Annotated in this window: 18 protein-coding genes and 1 pseudogene; 17 read left to right on the top strand and 2 right to left on the bottom strand. The window is 40.8% G+C overall.

Annotated features, from left to right (window positions below; all coding sequences use genetic code 11):
• Positions 1-207: 207 nt before the first annotated feature.
• From LI112_RS02140 to LI112_RS02110, 6 genes and pseudogenes are all read left to right on the top strand, one after another.
• The gene (locus LI112_RS02140; RefSeq protein ID WP_055056222.1) at positions 208-3,036 is read left to right on the top strand and encodes a transporter substrate-binding domain-containing protein; all 2,829 of its coding nucleotides are present in this window, start codon (positions 208-210) and stop codon (positions 3,034-3,036) included.
• Positions 3,037-3,087: 51 nt separating this feature from the next.
• On the top strand, positions 3,088-4,596 hold the full coding sequence (locus LI112_RS02135; protein ID WP_117638286.1) for an HD domain-containing phosphohydrolase: 1,509 nt from the start codon (positions 3,088-3,090) through the stop codon (positions 4,594-4,596).
• A gap of 26 nt (positions 4,597-4,622) precedes the next feature.
• Positions 4,623-5,474 (top strand): annotated as a pseudogene (locus LI112_RS18660) (carbohydrate ABC transporter substrate-binding protein); the annotation flags it as partial.
• A gap of 97 nt (positions 5,475-5,571) precedes the next feature.
• Positions 5,572-8,490: a transporter substrate-binding domain-containing protein gene (locus LI112_RS02120; RefSeq protein ID WP_227190165.1), complete on the top strand. Its 2,919-nt coding sequence runs from the start codon at positions 5,572-5,574 to the stop codon at positions 8,488-8,490.
• Between the two features lie 24 nt (positions 8,491-8,514).
• Positions 8,515-8,691 carry a hypothetical protein gene (locus LI112_RS02115; protein WP_005423327.1) on the top strand — a complete coding sequence of 59 codons (177 nt, stop codon included), beginning with the start codon at positions 8,515-8,517 and terminating at the stop codon, positions 8,689-8,691.
• Entirely contained in the window at positions 8,660-9,010 is a 351-nt protein-coding gene (locus LI112_RS02110) for a histidine kinase dimerization/phospho-acceptor domain-containing protein (RefSeq protein ID WP_227190164.1), read from the top strand. The genes LI112_RS02115 and LI112_RS02110 overlap by 32 nt, the downstream gene beginning before the upstream one ends.
• A 39-nt stretch (positions 9,011-9,049) precedes the next feature.
• Here LI112_RS02110 and LI112_RS02105 read toward each other — a convergent pair whose 3' ends face one another.
• Together LI112_RS02105 and LI112_RS02100 are read right to left on the bottom strand one after the other, a co-directional pair.
• Positions 9,050-9,310 (bottom strand): hypothetical protein, encoded by a 261-nt coding sequence (locus LI112_RS02105; RefSeq protein ID WP_138344380.1) that lies wholly within the window; start codon positions 9,308-9,310, stop codon positions 9,050-9,052.
• The gene (locus tag LI112_RS02100) at positions 9,304-10,629 is read right to left on the bottom strand and encodes an MATE family efflux transporter (protein WP_117638288.1); all 1,326 of its coding nucleotides are present in this window, start codon (positions 10,627-10,629) and stop codon (positions 9,304-9,306) included. Before LI112_RS02100 ends, LI112_RS02105 begins: the two co-directional genes overlap by 7 nt.
• A gap of 113 nt (positions 10,630-10,742) precedes the next feature.
• Between LI112_RS02100 and LI112_RS02095 the strand changes: the two genes are divergently transcribed.
• The 11 genes from LI112_RS02095 to LI112_RS02045 all read left to right on the top strand — a co-directional run bounded on the left by LI112_RS02095 (position 10,743) and on the right by LI112_RS02045 (position 19,720).
• Entirely contained in the window at positions 10,743-11,495 is a 753-nt protein-coding gene (locus LI112_RS02095) for a MerR family transcriptional regulator (RefSeq protein ID WP_005423331.1), read from the top strand.
• A gap of 79 nt (positions 11,496-11,574) precedes the next feature.
• A complete protein-coding gene (locus tag LI112_RS18465) occupies positions 11,575-11,721 on the top strand; it encodes an IS3 family transposase (RefSeq protein WP_319638773.1) in 147 nt (48 codons plus the stop codon).
• A gap of 134 nt (positions 11,722-11,855) precedes the next feature.
• Complete coding sequence (locus tag LI112_RS02085; RefSeq protein WP_055056218.1) at positions 11,856-12,038, top strand: DUF6019 family protein; 183 nt, start codon at positions 11,856-11,858, stop codon at positions 12,036-12,038.
• 66 nt (positions 12,039-12,104) lie between these two features.
• Complete coding sequence (locus tag LI112_RS02080) at positions 12,105-12,455, top strand: DUF2116 family Zn-ribbon domain-containing protein (RefSeq protein ID WP_005423334.1); 351 nt, start codon at positions 12,105-12,107, stop codon at positions 12,453-12,455.
• A gap of 140 nt (positions 12,456-12,595) precedes the next feature.
• Positions 12,596-13,201, top strand: a complete 606-nt coding sequence (locus tag LI112_RS02075; RefSeq protein ID WP_227190163.1) for a helix-turn-helix domain-containing protein — start codon at positions 12,596-12,598, stop codon at positions 13,199-13,201.
• 305 nt (positions 13,202-13,506) lie between these two features.
• Positions 13,507-14,814 (top strand): Na+/H+ antiporter NhaC family protein, encoded by a 1,308-nt coding sequence (locus tag LI112_RS02070; protein ID WP_227190162.1) that lies wholly within the window; start codon positions 13,507-13,509, stop codon positions 14,812-14,814.
• Between the two features lie 151 nt (positions 14,815-14,965).
• Positions 14,966-15,607 carry a MerR family transcriptional regulator gene (locus LI112_RS02065; protein ID WP_227190161.1) on the top strand — a complete coding sequence of 214 codons (642 nt, stop codon included), beginning with the start codon at positions 14,966-14,968 and terminating at the stop codon, positions 15,605-15,607.
• Entirely contained in the window at positions 15,588-15,899 is a 312-nt protein-coding gene (locus LI112_RS02060; RefSeq protein ID WP_005423341.1) for a YbjQ family protein, read from the top strand. The genes LI112_RS02065 and LI112_RS02060 overlap by 20 nt, the downstream gene beginning before the upstream one ends.
• A gap of 220 nt (positions 15,900-16,119) precedes the next feature.
• Positions 16,120-17,466: an MATE family efflux transporter gene (locus tag LI112_RS02055; RefSeq protein ID WP_173908577.1), complete on the top strand. Its 1,347-nt coding sequence runs from the start codon at positions 16,120-16,122 to the stop codon at positions 17,464-17,466.
• Positions 17,463-18,542 carry an endonuclease/exonuclease/phosphatase family protein gene (locus LI112_RS02050; protein WP_173908575.1) on the top strand — a complete coding sequence of 360 codons (1,080 nt, stop codon included), beginning with the start codon at positions 17,463-17,465 and terminating at the stop codon, positions 18,540-18,542. Before LI112_RS02055 ends, LI112_RS02050 begins: the two co-directional genes overlap by 4 nt.
• Positions 18,543-18,580: 38 nt before the next feature.
• Positions 18,581-19,720, top strand: a complete 1,140-nt coding sequence (locus LI112_RS02045) for a glycerate kinase (RefSeq protein ID WP_118050866.1) — start codon at positions 18,581-18,583, stop codon at positions 19,718-19,720.
• Positions 19,721-19,759 lie beyond the last annotated feature (39 nt).

Genomic DNA, 19,759 nt, shown 5'->3' with positions numbered 1-19,759 from the left:
TAATAACAAGTCTTTCTCAGTGGGAGTACAATCTCCGACTGAGATAAACGCTCCGCGAGGATGTGCAGTGATTCTGAGAAGAATATGTCAGCTTTCGCTGACCAGAATCACGCACCAAGTCTCACGTGCGTTCGACTTGAATAAACCAGGAGGTTGACAAGGAGATGTATAGAGAAATATATTTGACAGACAGACAGGAGATTTAATATGATTTCGAGAGCAAAGAAATATGTGGCAGTGTTACTGGTTTTTGTATGCGTGTGTATGATATTTTCTCCCCAGACTGCATACGCAGCCGAGGACAGTTCGCAGCATGAAACTGTCAAAGTCGGTTTCTTTGCCATGGATGGTTATCATGTGATGGATGAAGAAGGCAACCGCAGCGGGTATGGCTATGATTTCCTTCGGCTGATGGCCCGTTATTGGGATGTAGATTACGAATATGTCGGATATGATAAGAGCTGGGATGATATGCAGCAGATGCTTGAAGATGGCGAGATTGACATGGTAACATCTGCCCGCAAAACACCGGACAGAGAAGAAAAGTTTGATTTTTCACGTCCAATCGGAACCAATTATGGGATGCTGACCGTCCGCAGTGACAACAGCACGATTGTGGACGGCAATTACAGCACTTACAACGGTATGCGTGTGGCGCTTTTGAACGGAAACACCCGGAATGAAGAGTTTGCGGATTTTGCAGACAACAAAGGATTTACATATGTTCCATCTTATTTTGATACGACCACAGAAATGGATGAAGCCCTTCAGAGCGAAAAAGTTGATGCGATTGTTACCAGTTCTCTGAGAAAAACAAACAATGAGCGAATCGTGGAGAAATTTGGCAGCAGCGATTTCTATGTCATTGTTAAAAAGGGCAATACAGAATTGCTGAATGAGATCAATTATGCGATCGATCAGATGAATGCGGTTGAGGGTGACTGGAAAACGACGCTTTACAATAAAAATTATGAAAGCATAGAAACTAAGAGTCTGGAATATACGGAGAAAGAAAAAAGTATTATTTCACAGTATTCCAAGGACAACCCGCTTCATGTTCTGTGTGATCCGACCCGTTATCCATATTCTTATAATGAAAATGGTGAGATGAAGGGTATTATCCCGGATTACTTCCGGAAAATTGCAGACTATGCCGGGATTTCCTATGAGTTTCTTACACCTGCCACCAGAGATGAGTATATTGCCTATCAGAAAAATAAGGAAACCACAGATATGAGCATCGATGCACGCCTGGAAACAGATAACTATGCTGAGACGAAAAAATGGGGGATTACTGCACCTTTCATTACGATGCAGCTGGCAAGGGTGACACGGCGTGACTTTGATGGAAAAATTAATGTTGTTACTACTGTTGACCAGACAGTATCAAATTCAATTGAAGATGCAATGGCACCCGGTGCAGAAAAGCTGATGTGCAGTACCCGACAGGAAATGATGGAAGCTGTCCGTGAGGGTAAAGCAGATGCTGCCTTCGTCTACTATTACATGGCACAGGCGTTTGTGAACAGCGACACTACGGGCACCATGACATATACTCTTCTGGAACAGCCTACATTCACCTACCGCATGGTAATTTCATCAACTGAGAACCATGCGCTGGCTGGTATTCTGACGAAAGCAATGTATGCCATGCCTAAAAATCTTGTTGAAGATCTTGCAGCACAGTATACCACATACAAAGCAACAGAGCTGACATTTGTTGACTGGATCCGTCTGCATCCTGCTGTTACTGTTTGGGTTCTTCTTATTTTTGGATGGCTGCTGACTGCTATAGCTGTGATAATGGTGCGTCTCAGTGCAAGAAAAAAAGCTCAGAAGGCGGCCCAGGAGAAAGCTGAGGAAATGGCGGAACTGGCAGAGCATGCACAGGCTGCAGACAAGGCAAAAACAGCATTTCTGTCACATATGTCCCATGATATGAGGACACCGATGAATGCAATCATAGGATTTACTGGTATTGCAATGAAAAACAATCCGTCAGACGAAGTGAAAAATTGTCTGGAAAAGATTGACGAAAGCTCAGAGCATTTACTGTCGCTGATCAATGATGTATTAGATCTGACCCGCATAGAAAGTGGAAAAGTGAAATACAATCCGGTACCGGCGGATGTGAAAAACATTACAGATTCTGCATTGGATATTACAAAAGGCTTTCTTACAAACAGGGATATCAACTTTAAGATTCAGCGTGAAGAAGCAAAGATTCCAAATGTACTTGCGGATCCTGCACGCCTGCGTGATGTGCTGGTCAATATTCTGAGTAATGCCGTGAAATTCACTCCGGATGGAGGGACGATTACATTTGAAGCCCGGTGTCAGGAAAAGGGCGGGGATGGATATATAAATATGCGTTACCGCATTTCGGATACTGGTATTGGCATGAGTGAGGAATTTACAAAAGAAGTTTTTGAGGAATTTGCACAGGAAGATTCCGGTGTGAGAACGCAGTACCATGGAGTTGGACTGGGGATGGCTATCGTAAAGAAGTATGTAGATATGATGGGTGGGACCATTTCCGTGCAGAGTAAAAAGCATGAGGGAACCACATTTACTGTGGATATTCCTTTGGAAATTACAGATAAGGAATGTAATAAGTCAGACACAGGTTTTTCTGAAAAGGTAAATCTTACAGGTGTGAATGTCCTTCTTGTAGAGGATAATGAACTGAATGCAGAGATTGCTGCCGTGCAGTTAGAAGAGTTCGGGATGAATGTAGAAAGAGCTGTGGATGGAAAGAATGCTGTTGAGATTTTCAGAAATCATCCGGAAGGCACATTTGACGTAATCCTGATGGATATCATGATGCCTGAAATGAATGGTTGTGAAGCAGCAAAAGCAATCAGGGCAATGAATGACAGACCGGATGGAAAAAACATTCCTATTATAGCAATGACAGCTAATTCATTTGCAGAAGATGTTCAGGCATCACTGGATGCAGGAATGAACGCACATTTGTCAAAGCCGATTGTGATTGATGAAGTTATAAAAACGATTATAAGGTATGTATATAATTGATTAGCAGAGGTTCATGAATTAGTGGAATACAATTGACAGGAGGACTAAAATATGGATAAAAGACAAAAAATCCTGATTGTAGATGATTCAAAATTAAACAGGGACATATTGAAGGAGATTCTTGGAGATGCTTATAACTATCTGGAAGCCGAAAACGGAAATCAGGCAATCCAGAGGATAGGAGAAAATATTGGAATTGATCTGATGCTTTTAGATATCAATATGCCACAGATGAATGGTTTTGAAGTCTTGAAAATAATGAAAAGAAGCCAGTGTATTGCTGAAACTCCTGTCATCATGATATCTTCTGAAGATGCTGTTGATACTATGCGTAAGGCATATGAGCTGGGAATCACAGATTATATCACACGACCGTTTGATTCTGTGATTGTAAAGAAAAGAGTTCAGAATACCTTGGGCCTCTATATGAACCAAAAGCATCTGATAAATGTGGTTTATGATCAGGTTTACGAAAAAGAAGAAAATAATAATATCATGATCCGGATTATGAGTAATATATTGGGATCTCGTAACAGCGAGAGCAGAGAACACATCCTGCATATAAAAACAGCAACGGAGATGATGCTGAGACAACTGGTAAAAGTAACAGATGCTTATCCTTTGACAGAGGCAGATATTGCTTTGATTACAACTGCTTCTTCCCTTCATGATATTGGTAAGATTCGTATTCCGGAAGAAATATTGAATAAGCCAGGCAGACTTACCGATGAAGAATTTCAAATTATGAAAACCCATAGTGAGATTGGCGCAGCTATAATTAAGGATATGGACTTTCCACAAGATCATCCACTGGTACATACCGCATGGGAAATCTGCAGGTGGCACCATGAAAGATGGGACGGAAAGGGTTATCCGGATGGCTTGAAAGGTGAAGAAATACCAATCTCTGCACAGGTGGTATCAATTGTCGATGTTTATGACGCACTTACAAGTGAAAGATGTTATAAGAAAGCATTTGATCATGACACAGCGATTCAAATGATCCTGGATGGACAGTGCGGACAATTTAATCCCCTCCTTCTTAAGTGCCTGAAAGAACTAAGTCTTCAGCTTTCAAAAATGTCTGGTAAAGAGATGGACGATAATAAATATTCTCATGAAATACAGAGACTTTCGAATGAAATACTCCGTGATAAATCCTTACCGAACCAGATTTATTCACAGAGTCTTGTCAAGGTCATGCAGGAAAAAATCGATTTCTTCAAATCGAACAGTGGCATGAATTCGATTGATTACAATGCGGTTTCAGGTCAGCTTACTATATTAAACGGAAAACAGCAGATATTATGTCAGCGAGATGATCCGAAATTTAATCTGTTCAAAGAATTTGGAGTAATTGAAGAAGACGTTCAATATATTCGGGATTTGTTACATCAGACATCTGTGCAAAATAAAGAAATCTCTGTGCAGATAAAAGCAACGGTGGAGAATGACAGTCAGATGTACAAACTGAAATTGCATACATTGTGGTCGCCTATGAAGAAAGACGTATATATAGGAATTATCGGGTATTTTGACACTGTAAAACAGAAGAAATGAAAAGGAAATTCAGAGGAGGACTCATAATGAAAAAGAAAAAATGGAACAGAGTTTTGGCTGTGGCGGGAAGAGTGCGGAAAAGAAGATGCAGAAACAATCACGGTGTATTTATGGACCACAAATCTGTATGAGAAATGTGCACCATACATTCAGGAACAGCTCCCGGATATCAATGTTGAATTTGTAGTAGGGAACAATGACCTGGATTTCTACAGGTTTCTTAAGGAAAACGGTGGACTGTCGGATATTATAACCTGCTGTCGTTTTTCACTGCATGATGCAAGTCCGCTGAAAGACAGTCTGATGGATCTTTCCACAACCAATGTGGCAGGAGCTGTCTATGATACATATCTCAGTAGTTTATGAATGAAGATGGAAGCGTAAACTGGCTTCCGGTGTGTGCAGATGCGCATGGTTTTGTAGTGAATAAAGACCTTTTTGAAAAATACGATATCCCGTTGCCAACAGATTATGAAAGCTTTGTCTCTGCCTGCGAGGCATTTGAAGAGGTGGGAATCCGTGGGTTTACTGCAGGCTATTATTATGATTATACCTGTATGGAAACACTGCAGGGTCTGTCAGCATCAGAGCTGTCTTCTGTAGACGGACGCAAGTGGCGTACCACCTACAGTGCCCCGGATAATACAAAGAGAGAAGGCCTTGACAGTACTGTCTGGCCGAAGGCTTTTGAACGTATGGAGCAGTTCATCCAGGATCAGGGCATAAACACGACATTTCTTCCATTCTTTCAGGAGAACGGTGAAAAGTGGATTATGACTACGCCATATTTCCAGGTGGCTTTAAACCGTGATCTGACAAAAGATGAAACACGCAGAAAGAAAGCCCTGGAATGTGGCATGGATGGATTCTTATCCAAGCCAATAATTATTGAGGAATTGATCAGTACATTACAGAAGAATCTGGATCAGGTGTCAGGAGTATAAGAAAAGCCACATAAATAAAGGAAATAGAAGAATGAATAAAAGTAAAAAAAACTTAGCTGTATTATGCACATCTATATTTGTAATCCTGGGAATGTGGCTGATGTTATCAGTACACTGCCAGGCTGCTGAGACGAATAATGATGAAAAACAACAGACACAGACCATCCGTATCGGGGCATTTGAGGATACCTTCAATTATGTCGACAAAAATGGTGTCAGACGGGGTTATGGATACGAGCTCATGCAGGCTCTGGCAGGTTATACCGGATGGAAATTCGAGTATGTGAAATGTGACTGGTCCAACTGTTTTGATAAGCTTGAAAATGGTGAGATTGATATCATGGGTGATATCTCTTACACCGATGAACGTGCACAAAAGATGCTTTTCCCGGATGAACCGATGGGTGAGGAAAAATATATCCTTTATGCTGATTTATCGGATATGGATATTGAAACCTCTGATTTTAAGTCGCTGGATGGAAAACGTGTAGGCGTGCTCTTAGGCACAGAACCTGAAATCATGCTGACAGAATGGGAAAATAAGAATGGCATACATACAGAACATGTAAATGTAAATAATAATGATGATGTCGAAAAGAAACTGGCAAATCATGAGATCGACTGTTTTGTATCTCTGGAGGAATCTATCTGGTCTGAACAGGGAATATCATCCGTTACCACGATAGGTAAATCTGGCATATATTTTGCAATAAATAAAGAACGCAGCGATATCAAGACGAAGCTGGACTATGCTATGCGTCAGCTGGAACAGGACAGTCCTTTTTTTAAGGCAGATCTGTATAAGAAGTATTTTACGCTTGATTATATTCAGCTACTTACAGGTAAAGAAAAGGGCTGGGTGGAAGAGCATGGAGGTATCCAGATAGGATTTTTGAACAATGATCCGGCAATCTTTTCCATGGATAAAGAGACTGGAAAACTTACCGGTATGCTGGCGGAATATATCTCCTATGCCAAAGATTGTCTGGGAAATCAGACACTGGAATTTAATATACAGGCATATGATAATTATGACGAAATGATTCAGGCGCTGCAGAATCGTGAGATTGATGTTGCTTTTTATGCCGGCAGAAATCCTGATTTCGCAGAAAAAAATGGCTATGCACTTACAAACACAGCCTGGACCTACAGCCTGATGGCGGTAACTGATGAGAAAAACTTTGATGAGGATAAGGTGTATACAGTAGCTGTGCCAAAGGAAAAAGAAGCCTTGAAACAGTATATTGCTTTCAGCTATCCACAATGGAAGATTGTAGATTATGATTCGCTTGACGATGCTGCAGATATGGTCATCCAGGAAAAAGCAGACTGTTTCCTCATGGGAGCAAGCCAGGCGCTGATATATGATAACAGACAAAATTTCAAGAGTTTTCCACTTACAAATACAATGGAGGCATGCTTTGCAGTAAGAGGCGGAGAGGGAAGCCTTTTATCAATACTGAATAAAACCCTAAAGGCTATGCCATCTGATATGCTTACAAGTGCACTTGCTATCTATGACAGTACACCAGATAAGGTTACATTTTTGGATTTTTTAAAAGACAACATACTTGCTTTTTTTGTCACGGCAGGATTTTTCGTACTCAGCATCATTAGTATTATCCTCGTACTTTTACGGAAGGCAAGAAAAGCAGAAGCTGCCGCAAAGCTTGCTGCAAATGATACACAAAAGCTTAATGACAAATTGGAAATCACTCTGAAAAAAGCAGAAGATGCCAGTCTTGCAAAGACCCGTTTCCTTAACAATATGTCCCATGACATCCGTACTCCTATGAATGCGATTCTGGGCTATGCACAGCTTATGGAGGATGAAATGAAAGGAAAGGATTTGCCTGAAACTTCAGAATACTTAAAAAAACTGCAGCAGTCAGGAAATCTTCTTCTGTCAATCATAAATAATGTACTTGATATGGCCCGGATTGAAAGCGGAAAGATAAAAGTAGATGAGAATTATGAAAGAGTTGGTGAGGTAGTAGACGAAATCATAAGTACATTTTCATCTGAAGCGGAAGAAAAAGAAATCCATCTGAGCGGCAGCATGAAGGTCACACATAGAAATATCCTGTGCGATGGTACAAAAATCAGGGAAATCTATGTAAATCTTGTCAGTAATGCTATGAAATACACTCCAAGGGGTGGAAATGTAACGATCACTGTAGAAGAGCTGCCATGTGAAAAAGAAGGATATATGAAGGTAAAATCCGAGATAAAAGATACCGGTATTGGCATGAGTAAAGAATATCTTCCAACGTTATTCGAACCATTCAGTCGTGAACAGAATACAACCACCAGAAGAATCGGAGGGACCGGTCTTGGAATGCCAATCGTAAAGAAAATGGTCGATCTGATGGGTGGAAGCATTGAAGTAGCAAGTGAACTGGGAAAAGGAACCGTGTTTACGTTTACGCTGATGCATAAAATAGCTGACAGGAAATTCTACAGCCAGAAGACAGAAGCAGCAGAAACATCTGAGATGGGAAAAAATCTGAGTGGAAAGCATGTCCTGCTGGCGGAGGATAATGATCTGAATGCGGAAATTGCAGTGACAGTTCTGGAAGAAACAGGGATTGTTATCGAGCGTGTGGAAGACGGAATTCAGTGCGTGAACAGGGTAGCGCAGATGTCACCGGGTACTTATGATCTGATACTTATGGATATCCAGATGCCAAATATGGATGGATATCAGGCAGCCCAGTGTATCCGGCATTTAGATGATAAGATGAAGGCAGAGATCCCGATCATTGCCATGACAGCAAATGCCTTTGCGGAAGACAGGAAAAAGGCGTTTGATGCCGGCATGAATGGACACATTGCAAAACCCATTGATATTGAGAAACTGGGAGCGGTTATTCTTTCTGTATTGAATAAGCAGGAAAACTTACAGAATGGAAAGAACAACAGCATGAACGCAAACAGACTGCGTTCATGAGCAAGAAGCGAAAGCGGATTGCGAATGTCCGCTTTAATGGATAATAAAGAGGGAATGAATGAACAGAAAGATAGAAAAACTGACAGGAAAACAACTCAGGTAATAGAGGAAGAGAATAAAACAGTGAGAGTCGGGTATTTCCCATATGCCAATTTTCAGGAAGGCGGCTATGGGGAACACAAGCAGGGAGCAGTCCTCTAATATTTTGAATGGGGCTGTCCTTGCGCAGAACTCTGTTTCGGAAAAGAAAATGACCTTGCAGGATGTCCTTGCAGAGTATGCAGGCTTAGGAATTGTGGTTTCATTAGTGATTATTTTTGTACTACTTCTTCTTCTGGTTTATTCCCTTTCAGTAAGCAGAAAAAAACAGATGGAAGCCCTGAAAGAAGCACAGAATGCAAATGCGGCGAATATTGCAAAAACGACGTTTCTGAACCATATGTCCCATGATATCAGGACACCAATGAATGCAATTATTGGATTCACGGATATTGCCATGAAGAAAAAAATCCTTATGTGATGGCAGATGAACTCAGAATCAGGGAAGTATTGCTCAACATTATTCCGGGGACGGTGTTTTTGATTGTGCTACCTTTTCTGCAAAAGTATAACTGACCTTTCCAAGAAGATCAGTTAACCGGTCCGCGCTTGTCAGTCTTTCGGAGGACTGAATGAAATAGTCGGAGAGCTGATAAGTTTCTTCCAAAAGAAGAGAGGCATCTGACATAACGTCACCCTCAGACAATGCCTGTCCGACAGAAGTAAGCTCTTCAAGTGAAAGCAGCTCTTCGTGCAGACAATAGTTGAGGTATTTTAACAATGAATCGGCCGCAGAAACCATACAGCAACGAGTAATGTCAGAGCTTCTGCTGCAGGAACGGCGAGCCATACTCCAGTCAAACCAAATTTCAAAGGCAGTACAATCAGAAATAAAAGTAATAGTAGGAATGAACGTAAAAATGTGATCAGACCGGAGAAATATCCTTTTCCATATGCCATCATTCGAATTGCAGCAAAAATATTAATTCCTGAAAATAGAAAACCAAGTCCATAAACTCTCATTCCGGACACTGCAATAGGAAATACAGGGCTGGATGTATCTGCGAAACAGGATACAGCAACTGGAGTAAGAAAGTAGGTCAGTGCATAAATGATGATCGGAGCTACTGCGAAAAAGCGACGAGCATAGCTTTCTAGTTTTCGGCAAATTCTTATTTTTCGGTCGCCATACGCATAACTCAGAGGTGGTGCCATGCCCATAGAAAAGCCAAAGTAGACACCGATAAACAAAAACTGCAGATACATGATGATGGAAACTGCGGCGACACCGTCTTCACCGGCAAAGGAGAGTGCAGTGCGGTTAAATACGATGGTTGTAACTGCAATAGCAAGTTGATTGACAAATTCGGATGCACCATTTAGCATACAGTGCATGGCTTCCCGTAAGGATAAGTTATGCAAGGTAAATGAAAGATACTTTTGTTTATGGATAAAATAATAAATTCCCATAGAAAATGATAATACCAGTCCAAGAATTGTTGCTAGTGCAGCACCATAGATTCCCATTTGCATTTGTCCGACCAGAATATAGTCCAAAACGATATTCAAAATACCACCGGACAGTGCAGTTATAAAGCTATATGTGGGGGCACCGTCCACTCGGATAAAATATGTAAACAGTTCCTTACCGATTACGACGGGAGCTGCCAAAAGCCACCAACGTGCGTATGTTTTACACCCTGCAATTGTCACGGGGGTTGCACCGAGTATGGTCAGAATTGCTGAGAGATTCGTAAGAATCATCAGGGAAACGAGGCATCCAAGCAAAATAGCTGCAAAAGAGCTGGCAGAAAAGGAGCGGTCTGCTTCCTTTTTTCTGTTTCCTCCAATGTACAAAGCTGTGACAGAGCTGCCGCCGGTAGCAAATACAAGTGCAATTCCGGTCAATACATTTACAATAGGATAAACAATGTTAATAGAAGCCAGTGCATTGGTTCCGACATATGTAGAAACAAAAATACCATCAATAATGGTATAGACTGTGTTAAATAATGATGTTAGATATGTCGGAACAATAAATTTTAATAGTTTTGTGAATCGAACTTCTTTTTCAGAAGCAAAAATTAAAACATTTTCCATAAAAATTTCCTCCCTTGATGGAAATATAAACCTTAAAGTAGCTTGAATGTCAATGTGAAAAATAGTATAGTGGGTAAATAGTAGTAAGTTTTTAAACCAGGAAGGGAAGAATCATGGATAAAAAATTTCAAATTGGAGAAATAGCCCGTTTTTTTGATATGCCAGCATCTACGTTTAGGTATTGGGAGGATAAGGGGATTTTACATCCCAGAAAGAAAATTGAAAATCAATATCGGGAATATGCAATTGAAGATTTAATGACCATTTCAGATGTCATTTTTTATAAAAATCTTGGGTTAGAGTTAAAGGAAATTCGTGGAATGGATGCCGCAACGCCTGAGCAGCATGGAAAATTATTTTCTGAGAAACTTGTAGAATTGGAACATCAACAAGAACTGCTTGCACGTCGGATGGAGAAATTACGCTATCATATGAAGGCGTTGAAGACATTGGAGGAATTGAAAACACAGATATATCAAGAGTCTGATATTGATACAGCTTGCATTGTATCTTTTGACTTGATTGAAAGGGACAAGCTGCGTCAGTATATTGAAAATCCATATCTTTATTCACGGGTGCAGCATACGCAAACACTTCCACAGGAACAACGTGGGCTTACTATACCAGCGGAAATGAGTTCCTCATTTCCAAAATCCAGTATTCTTTGGCAAAAAAAGGCAAATCGATATGTAACTTTTTTGCTTAGGGAAGAAGTGACAGAGGGGTTTCCTAATAACCTGCACGAACACTTATCACGTATTCAGAAATCATACCGTACTGGTGCAATCATCAGCCGCTTTTTGCTCTGCGCTCAGGAAAACGGAAAGACATATGATTTCTATAAGACGTTTATAGAAATCATATGAAAGAGCAACATTTATAGCAACTGTGAAAGCACTGACCAACTACGAATGACTTAGTGATAATGACAATCTTAATGAATGCATAGCCGATATCATTACAAAGATTCATGATGAACATCCAGATATAGAGAAATACATAGATTATTACACAAACAAAAGAGTTCAACGAAATCTTGGGGTGCTTACACCAATGGAATTCCATGAACGAAAACTAGAAAACGTCGCATAAACAACCCGGTACATAAACTGTACCGGGGAAGAAAAAAATTTCGTTATTTAATTTGTCTACTTGACGGGTAGCACACCAATTAAATCTCTTAAAACAGATGAAATCTCAATCAGAATTTGGAGGAGTTAATGATTATGTGGAATGAATTAGGCATAAGTGGAGGAACCGCAATTGTTATTTTGATCGCACTGTATTTCGTTATCAAATGGGCAGTGAAAAATGGTATTAAAGAAGCCTACAGTGCTATCACTGGAAAGAAAACGGATGAAGATGTCAGAAACGAAAAAGAACTCGGATTTGAGTTAGAAGATAAATAAAAGTTTGGAGAATTGAGAAAATCGTGAGCTGTTGAATGAATTTTTGAGGATTACGGAGGAAACAGTATGAAAAAATGCAAATATTGTGGTAAAAAACTAAAGGATAATTTTGAATTTTGTAACAGTAAATGTGAAAATTGTTATGAAAAGATGATGGATAAAGACAGCCATAAAATCAAGTATTTTATATTAGGCATTATTTTGGGTTTCGTAGTTATGTTTTATGGCATTATTTCTAACAATAATGTCTTCATAATAGGAATAGGAATTATAGTAATGGGTATGGATGTTGTTTTATTGCCATTTACAACTCCCGAAACAATAAATTTTCTAGGATATAAAAAGTCGAAATTTGCAGGAAGAATATCAGGTATATTGCTTATAATAGTTGGAGTATGGATGTGGTTTATTCAGTGATAAATTCTAGTTTGTATAATTGAAAAATTAAAAACGCGTAGACAACTGTGTCTATTAGTGAAAATACGATATTTCTCGCTTTGTGTCGTGTTATTTGCAGATAACAGATTCTATATTTGATGATGAAAGGAGGAGTTGAGGTGGACCAAGTAAAAATCGGGAATTTTTTAAAAAAACTTCGCAAAGAAAAAGGCATTACACAGGAGCAGTTGGCAGAAATATTAAATGTCTCTGGAAGGACCGTATCCAGATGGGAAACCGGAAACAATATGCCGGATATCAGTATTCTTGTGGATATTGCAGATTATTATGATATCAGCATTCCTGAGATTATCAGTGGAGAAAGGAAAAGCGAGATGATGAACGAAGAAGAAAGAAAAATTGCTAAAACAATGTCAGATTATGCAACTACAGAGAAAGAGAAGATTTTTAAGGAAATGAAGCTCCAAAGTGTCATGGGAGTTTGTGCATTGGTTCTATACTGGATTCTGCATGAAACAGGTGCATATATGTATAATGATGTGTTAGGAAAGCTTGCCGGCTATTGTGAGACCTTGGTATCTGTGTCAGTCATAATGATGGCAGCATTTACGACAGGATCTTTAAGCAAGGTGCGGAGCAAGAGTAGGAAAGTTTTTGTGTTCGAAAATTTCTCAAAACCTATGCAATTAGTTGTAACTGCAGTTGTTGCTTTTGGTGGAGCTGCTGTGATCAAGCTGGTACTGGTGTATTTTTTCGGCTTATAAGTATTTTCAAATTCGTATTACATACTATGGAAAAAGAACTTTTTGACATTTTCACAGATGCGTGATAATATGATTATAGAAAAAGAGCCGGGATCTCTGTTTTGGCACGCAGTGTACGGAACAGGGAAAGCCTACTGCTGTCTGGGATTGACAGAATCAGAGAAATAACCTATTATAATTACAGAGATAAAGATTTTTACATGGGAAGCTTAGCCTTCCCATATTTTACTTTATAGGAAATGTTCAATAACAGAAAGTTACTCTGCAATATTTTCCTATATTATGAAAAGGATGAGGTTTGTATAATGAAAAAAGAAAAAGGAAATGTCATCGCTCTTCTGCCAATTGGTGTATTTCTCATACTGTACCTTGGTCTGGGAATTTTATTTGAATATATAATGAAGATTCCGATGGGATTTTATAATGTACCGATCGTGGTTGCATTTCTTACTGCGATTCTGGTTGCCTGTTTGCAGAACAGAGCAGTAAATTTTGACAGGAAACTGGAAATCATGGCACATGGTGTTGGGGACAAAAACATCATTACAATGCTTTTAATCTTCCTGGCAGCAGGATCCTTTGTTGGTGTGGTTGGAAGAAATAGTGCAGAAAGTGTAGCATATTTTATGCTGACACTGATACCGGCAAGATTTTCTGTAGCAGTTTTATTTGTGGTTGCCTGTTTTGTCTCTGTAGCGATGGGGACTTCTGTTGGAACGATAACACTTCTGGTACCTATCGCGGCAGCTGTTTCCAGTGCATCAGGTTTTGATCTTGCATTTTGTGTTGCATCGGTTATGGGTGGAGCAATGTTTGGAGATAATCTTTCTTTCATTTCGGATACGACGATTGCGGCATGCAATGGACAGGGCTGTGAGATGAAAGATAAGTTCAGAGAAAACTTCTGGATTGCATTTCCGGCGGCTGTTGCAACTCTGGTCATAATCCTGGTTCTGTCGTTTCAGACGGAGATTCAGGGACATATCAGTCAGGATTATCATTTACTTCAGGTGTTACCGTATGTATTGGTGCTGATTGGCGGCATTATCGGAATCAATGTTTTTGTGGTGCTTCTTACTGGAATTGTTTCCGGAGCAATCATCATGCTTGCAGGAGGGCATATCACTCCGATGGAACTTCTGACCAATATGGGGGCAGGTGTATCAGGAATGTTTGAAACCTGTATGGTTGCGATTCTGGTGGCAGCGATGTGTGCCCTGATTCGTGAATACGGTGGTTTTGATGCACTTCTTAACTGGATTCATAAAATTTTCCGCGGAAAGAAGGGTGGCCAGCTTGGCATGGGACTCCTTGTCGGTACCATGGATATTGCGACTGCAAATAATACGGTAGCTATCGTCATGGCAAATCCGATCGCCAAAGAGATGGCACAGGAGTATGGAATCACACCCCAAAAGACAGCCTCCTTACTGGATACTTTTTCCTGTATCTTTCAGGGAATCATTCCATATGGTGCACAGATGCTTGTGGCAATTTCTGCAGTCAATGAGTTGGGGGGAGAACTTTCTGCTTTTCAGATCATACCGAAGCTTTTTTATCCAATGTTTCTTCTGCTTGCATCCATTATTACTATAATAAGAAGTGATTTATGATGCACAGCAGGTGACAGAATACGTGAATGAACTAAAAAACAGAAATTTTCAAAAAACACTTGACCTTCCACCTTATGGAAGCTGTATAAAACAGATACAGACAGGGAGTTGAACGATTTCCGGAACTGTCGGGAAAGTAAGAGGTAGCACGATGAAAATCAAACAGGTGGAAGAACTTGTGGGAATCACAAGAAAGAATATTCGGTTTTATGAAGATCAGGGACTCCTGAATGTGGAGCGTGCAGAAAACGGATACAGGGAATATCATCAGGCGGATGTTATCCGGCTTCAGGAGATTAAATTATTCCGAAAGATGGACATTTCCATAGAAGAAATGAAACTTCTCTTCGAAAAAAAGAAAAGTCTGCAAATCTGTTTGGAACAACATCTGAAAGAATTGGATCATCGTAAAGAAGGTCTTTCGAAGATGCAGGATATGTGCGAGCGACTGATCCTGGAACACCGGTCACTGGAATCTCTGAATGCAGAGGACTGTCTGGAAGAAATCGAGCAGATGGAGAAAGAAGGTGCAAAGTTTATGAACGTAAACAAAATGGATGTCCACAATAAGAAAAGAAAAGGAGCAATCATAGGTGCAACAGTTATGACACTGCTTATGCTTCTTACGATTATAATTATATTCTGGGCAAACATACAGGATCCAATTCCGACAGGATTGTTTTTGCTGTTGGAGGGAATTCCGATAGTGATCATTGTGGGAACGCTCATAGCACTTGCAGGAAGAATGAAAGAAATCGAAGGAGGAGAAGAAGATGAAGCTTCTAAGTATTGAATATATTCCAGGTGTGGATTTTGAGCCACTGGGAATCGTAAAAGGAACTGTTGTACAGACAAAAAATGTCGGCAGAGATTTTATGGCAGGTATGAAAACATTGGTTGGCGGTGAAATCGTAGGTTACACAGAAATGTTGAATGAGGCGAGACAGATTGCCACGAAGCGTATGGTAGATGAAGCCAAAGAAATGGATGCAGATGCGGTGATTGGTGTGAAGTATGGATCTTCACAGGTTATGTCAGGGGCAGCAGAAGTGATCGCTTATGGAACTGCAGTGAAATATAAATAAAAAGATTGTCAGACAGATATAAAAAAGAATACAGAACAGATCGGAGATCTCACATCACAGTCAAAGGTGGTGTGAGATTTTTTTCTATTGAATAGTAATGTATATAATGTTTCGTAAGATATGGGTGATATCTTAGAAATATGATGAAAACATATGATAAACCATGTATAATAGGAATAATGGATGAATCAAAAGAAATAAAAACGGATGAGGAATTTAAATGGAAGGAAGTTTAACAAAAGGTCCTATTTTGAGGACACTGACGAAGCTTGCGATTCCAATCATGGCATCGTCATTTCTTGGGACTTTATATAACATTACAGATATGGCATGGATTGGGCTGTTGGGCTCGAAGGCCGTTGCCGGAGTTGGTGTGGGAGGCATGTTTACCTGGTTTTCACAGGGATTGGCTGCCATGGCTCGAATGGGAGGACAGGTACAGGTTGCACAATGTATCGGTCGTGGTGAAAAAGAAAAAGCACATGGTTTTGCGCAGGCAGCGGTGCAGTTGGCTGCCTTTATGGGGATGGCATATGCGCTTCTGTCGCTTGTGTTTACGAAACAGATGGTAGGATTTTTCCAGCTTGCAGATGCAGAGGCACATGCAGCGGCCATGTCCTATACAAAGATTGCATGTGGGTTGATTGTATTTTCCTTTATGACGCTGACGCTTACAGGCCTTTATACAGCTCAGGGTGATTCAAAAACACCGTTTTTGGCGAATCTGATTGGACTTGTGACGAATATGATCCTGGATCCGGTCCTGATTCTCGGACCAGGACCATTTCCGAAGCTTGGGGTGACAGGTGCAGCGATTGCAACGGTGACAGCGCAGGCAATTGTTATGAGTATTATGGCCCTTGCAGTTATCATACGGAAAAAAGAAAATGTACTGAAAGGGATTCATCTTTTGGCTAAAATCCCACGCGAATATCTGGGAGGAATCTGCAGAATCGGAATTCCAACAGCTGTTCAGGGAATGGCGTACTGTGCGATTTCCATGGTTCTGACACGAATGGTATCGGGATATGGCGCAGAAGCAGTTGCAACACAGAGAGTCGGCGGTCAGATTGAGTCAATTTCTTGGAATACCGCGGATGGTTTTGCTGCAGCTTTGAATGCGTTTATCGCACAGAATTATGGAGCAGGGAAAATGGACCGTGTAAAAAAAGGTTACAGAGCCTCTTTATGGACAGTCGGTATCTGGGGAATATTGATCACGCTCGCATTTGTCTGTTTCCCGAGACCAATCGCAGAGATCTTTTTCCATGAACCGAAAGCAATTACAACAGCAGTCGGTTACCTGATCATCATTGGCTTCAGTGAAGCATTCATGTGTGTGGAACTCACAACGGTCGGAGCATTGTCCGGACTTGGAAGAACAAAACTTTGCAGTATTATCAGTATTACATTCACCAGTGCGAGAATCCCGCTTGCAATCATTCTTGGAGGTCTTATGGGACTCAGTGGAATCTGGTGGGCTCTCTCTGCAACATCGATTGTCAAAGGAATCATATTCACCTGTACATTTTTCTGGATCACCAGGAAGAGAGGACAAAGCATATGAAAACAGCAAAAAAAATTTTTAAAATTGTTGGAATCATTCTTGGAATTATCATACTCGCACTGATCGGATATATCATTTATTTATTTGCAAGTTATCATCGGATTGAGGATAATCTGCCACTTGAGGTGGAATCCCATGCGGCAGACGCGGAACTTACAACAGAAAAAGAATATTCCGCGCTTACATATAATATCGGATTTGGTGCATATACACCGGATTTCAGCTTCTTTATGGACGGTGGCAAGTTTTCCTGGGCGAAGAGCAAAGACAGTGTGCTAAAAACGGTTCAGGGGGCAGGAGAGCTCGTTGCTTCTTATGATTCGGACTTTGCGCTTATTGAGGAAGTGGACTTGAATTCCACGAGAAGCTATCATGTAAACGAATACTCAATCTTGAAAGAATGTCTGGCAGATTATGACACGGTATTTGCACAGAACTATGATTCGGCATTTTTGTTCTATCCATTTACCCAGCCACATGGTAAGAGCAGATCAGGGCTGGCCCTGTTTTCCAGATATCCGGTGACGGATTCTTTGAGAAGAAGTTTTCCGGTATCTACCTCATTCAGTAAATTCTTTGATCTGGACCGCTGCTACAGTATTTCCAGAGTTCCGGTCGATAACGGCAAAGAATTTGTGATCTTTGAGCTGCATATGTCTGCATATGGAAACAGCGATGCGATTCGCGAAGGACAGATTCGTATGCTGGCTGAGGATATGCAGAAAGAATATGAAGCAGGAAATTATGTGCTTTGTGGTGGTGATTTCAACCATGATCTGAAAGCATCGGAGGATGACTCTGCAGATAAAGAGTCCTGGGCATACCCTTTCCCGAGAGAAGAACTTCCGGAACATTTTGCGTTCTGCATAGATCAACTGACCGCGCAGGAAAAAAATGACCTTTGGGACAGTGCTCGTAATGCAGATATGGAGTACGTGCCGGGAGTGACTTACACCGTTACATTGGATGGATTTATTATATCTGATAATATAGAATGCGTTTCTTATGAGGACATCAATACAGGATATTCTTACTCCGACCACGATCCGGTATACTTGAAATTCAGACTGAAATAAAATAGCATTCTTATAAAAATAAGAAGGAGAGACATCAGATGAAATTTTTGTTTGCTTCTGATTCATTTAAGGGAACTTTGTCTTCTCCCAAAACAGCAGAATTACTTACACAGGCAGCCCGGGAGATATTCCCGGACTGTGTCTGCGACAGCATAGAAGTAGCAGATGGCGGAGAAGGAACAACAGAAGCAGTACTTTCAGCAGTCAAAGGAACAACAATTCCCTTGAAAGTGCACGGACCTTTATGGGAAGAATTGACATGCAGCTATGGTATGCTGGATGAAAAACGGGCAGTTATGGAAATGGCTGCGGCATCTGGCCTTCCGCTGGTTCCGGATGAGAAACGGGATCCGAGATATACAACTTCTTATGGAACGGGTGAGATGATACGGGATGCTCTGGAGAGAGGATTTCGTGATATTTCCATAGCGATTGGAGGTTCTGCTACCAATGATGGTGGAATTGGATGCATCCGTGCTCTGGGAGGTCGTTTTCTGGATGAAAATGGCGAAGAACTGAAAGGCTGTGGAGGAGATCTCATTAAAATAAAAAAGATTGATATATCCGGACTGAATCCGCTGATCAAAGAATGCAGATTTACAGTTATGTGTGATGTGACCAATCCGCTTTGTGGTAAAGACGGTGCAACTTATACATTTGGCCGGCAAAAGGGCGCAACACCTGAGATTCAGGATGAACTGGAAAAAGGTATGTGTAACTATCGTGATATCATCCAAAAGCAATTTGGCATGGATATGGATAACGTAAAAGGTGCCGGAGCTGCCGGTGGACTTGGAACAGCTTTGATGGTATTTTTGAATGGCACATTGAAATCAGGAATTGAAACAGTCCTTGATCTGCTTGACTTTGACAGACGCCTGGAAGGGGTAGATGTAGTAGTTACCGGAGAGGGAGCTACAGACTGGCAGTCCGTATTTGGAAAAGTCATGCAGGGCATCGGTATACACTGCAAGGCACATGGTATACCGGCGGTGGCAATTGTCGGAAGTATGGGCAAGGGGGCAGAAGATATTTTTGAATATGGAATAGAGTCGATGATTACGACTATTAATGGTGTTATGACACTTCCGGAAGCATTGGATCATGCGGAAGAATTGTATCTTGGAGCGGCCAGACGGCTGTTTCGTATGCTGCGTGCAGGAAGCAGACTTTTATAAGAGCGCAGAGTAATTAATATAGGTTTCCTTGAGGTTGTC

Origin of the sequence: Blautia sp. 210820-DFI.6.14 (assembly GCF_020558815.1) — a bacterium.
Classification (GTDB): domain Bacteria; phylum Bacillota; class Clostridia; order Lachnospirales; family Lachnospiraceae; genus Blautia_A; species Blautia_A obeum.
Note: the sequence above shows the minus strand (reverse complement) of the source record. Positions and strands in the feature narration are given on the sequence as shown.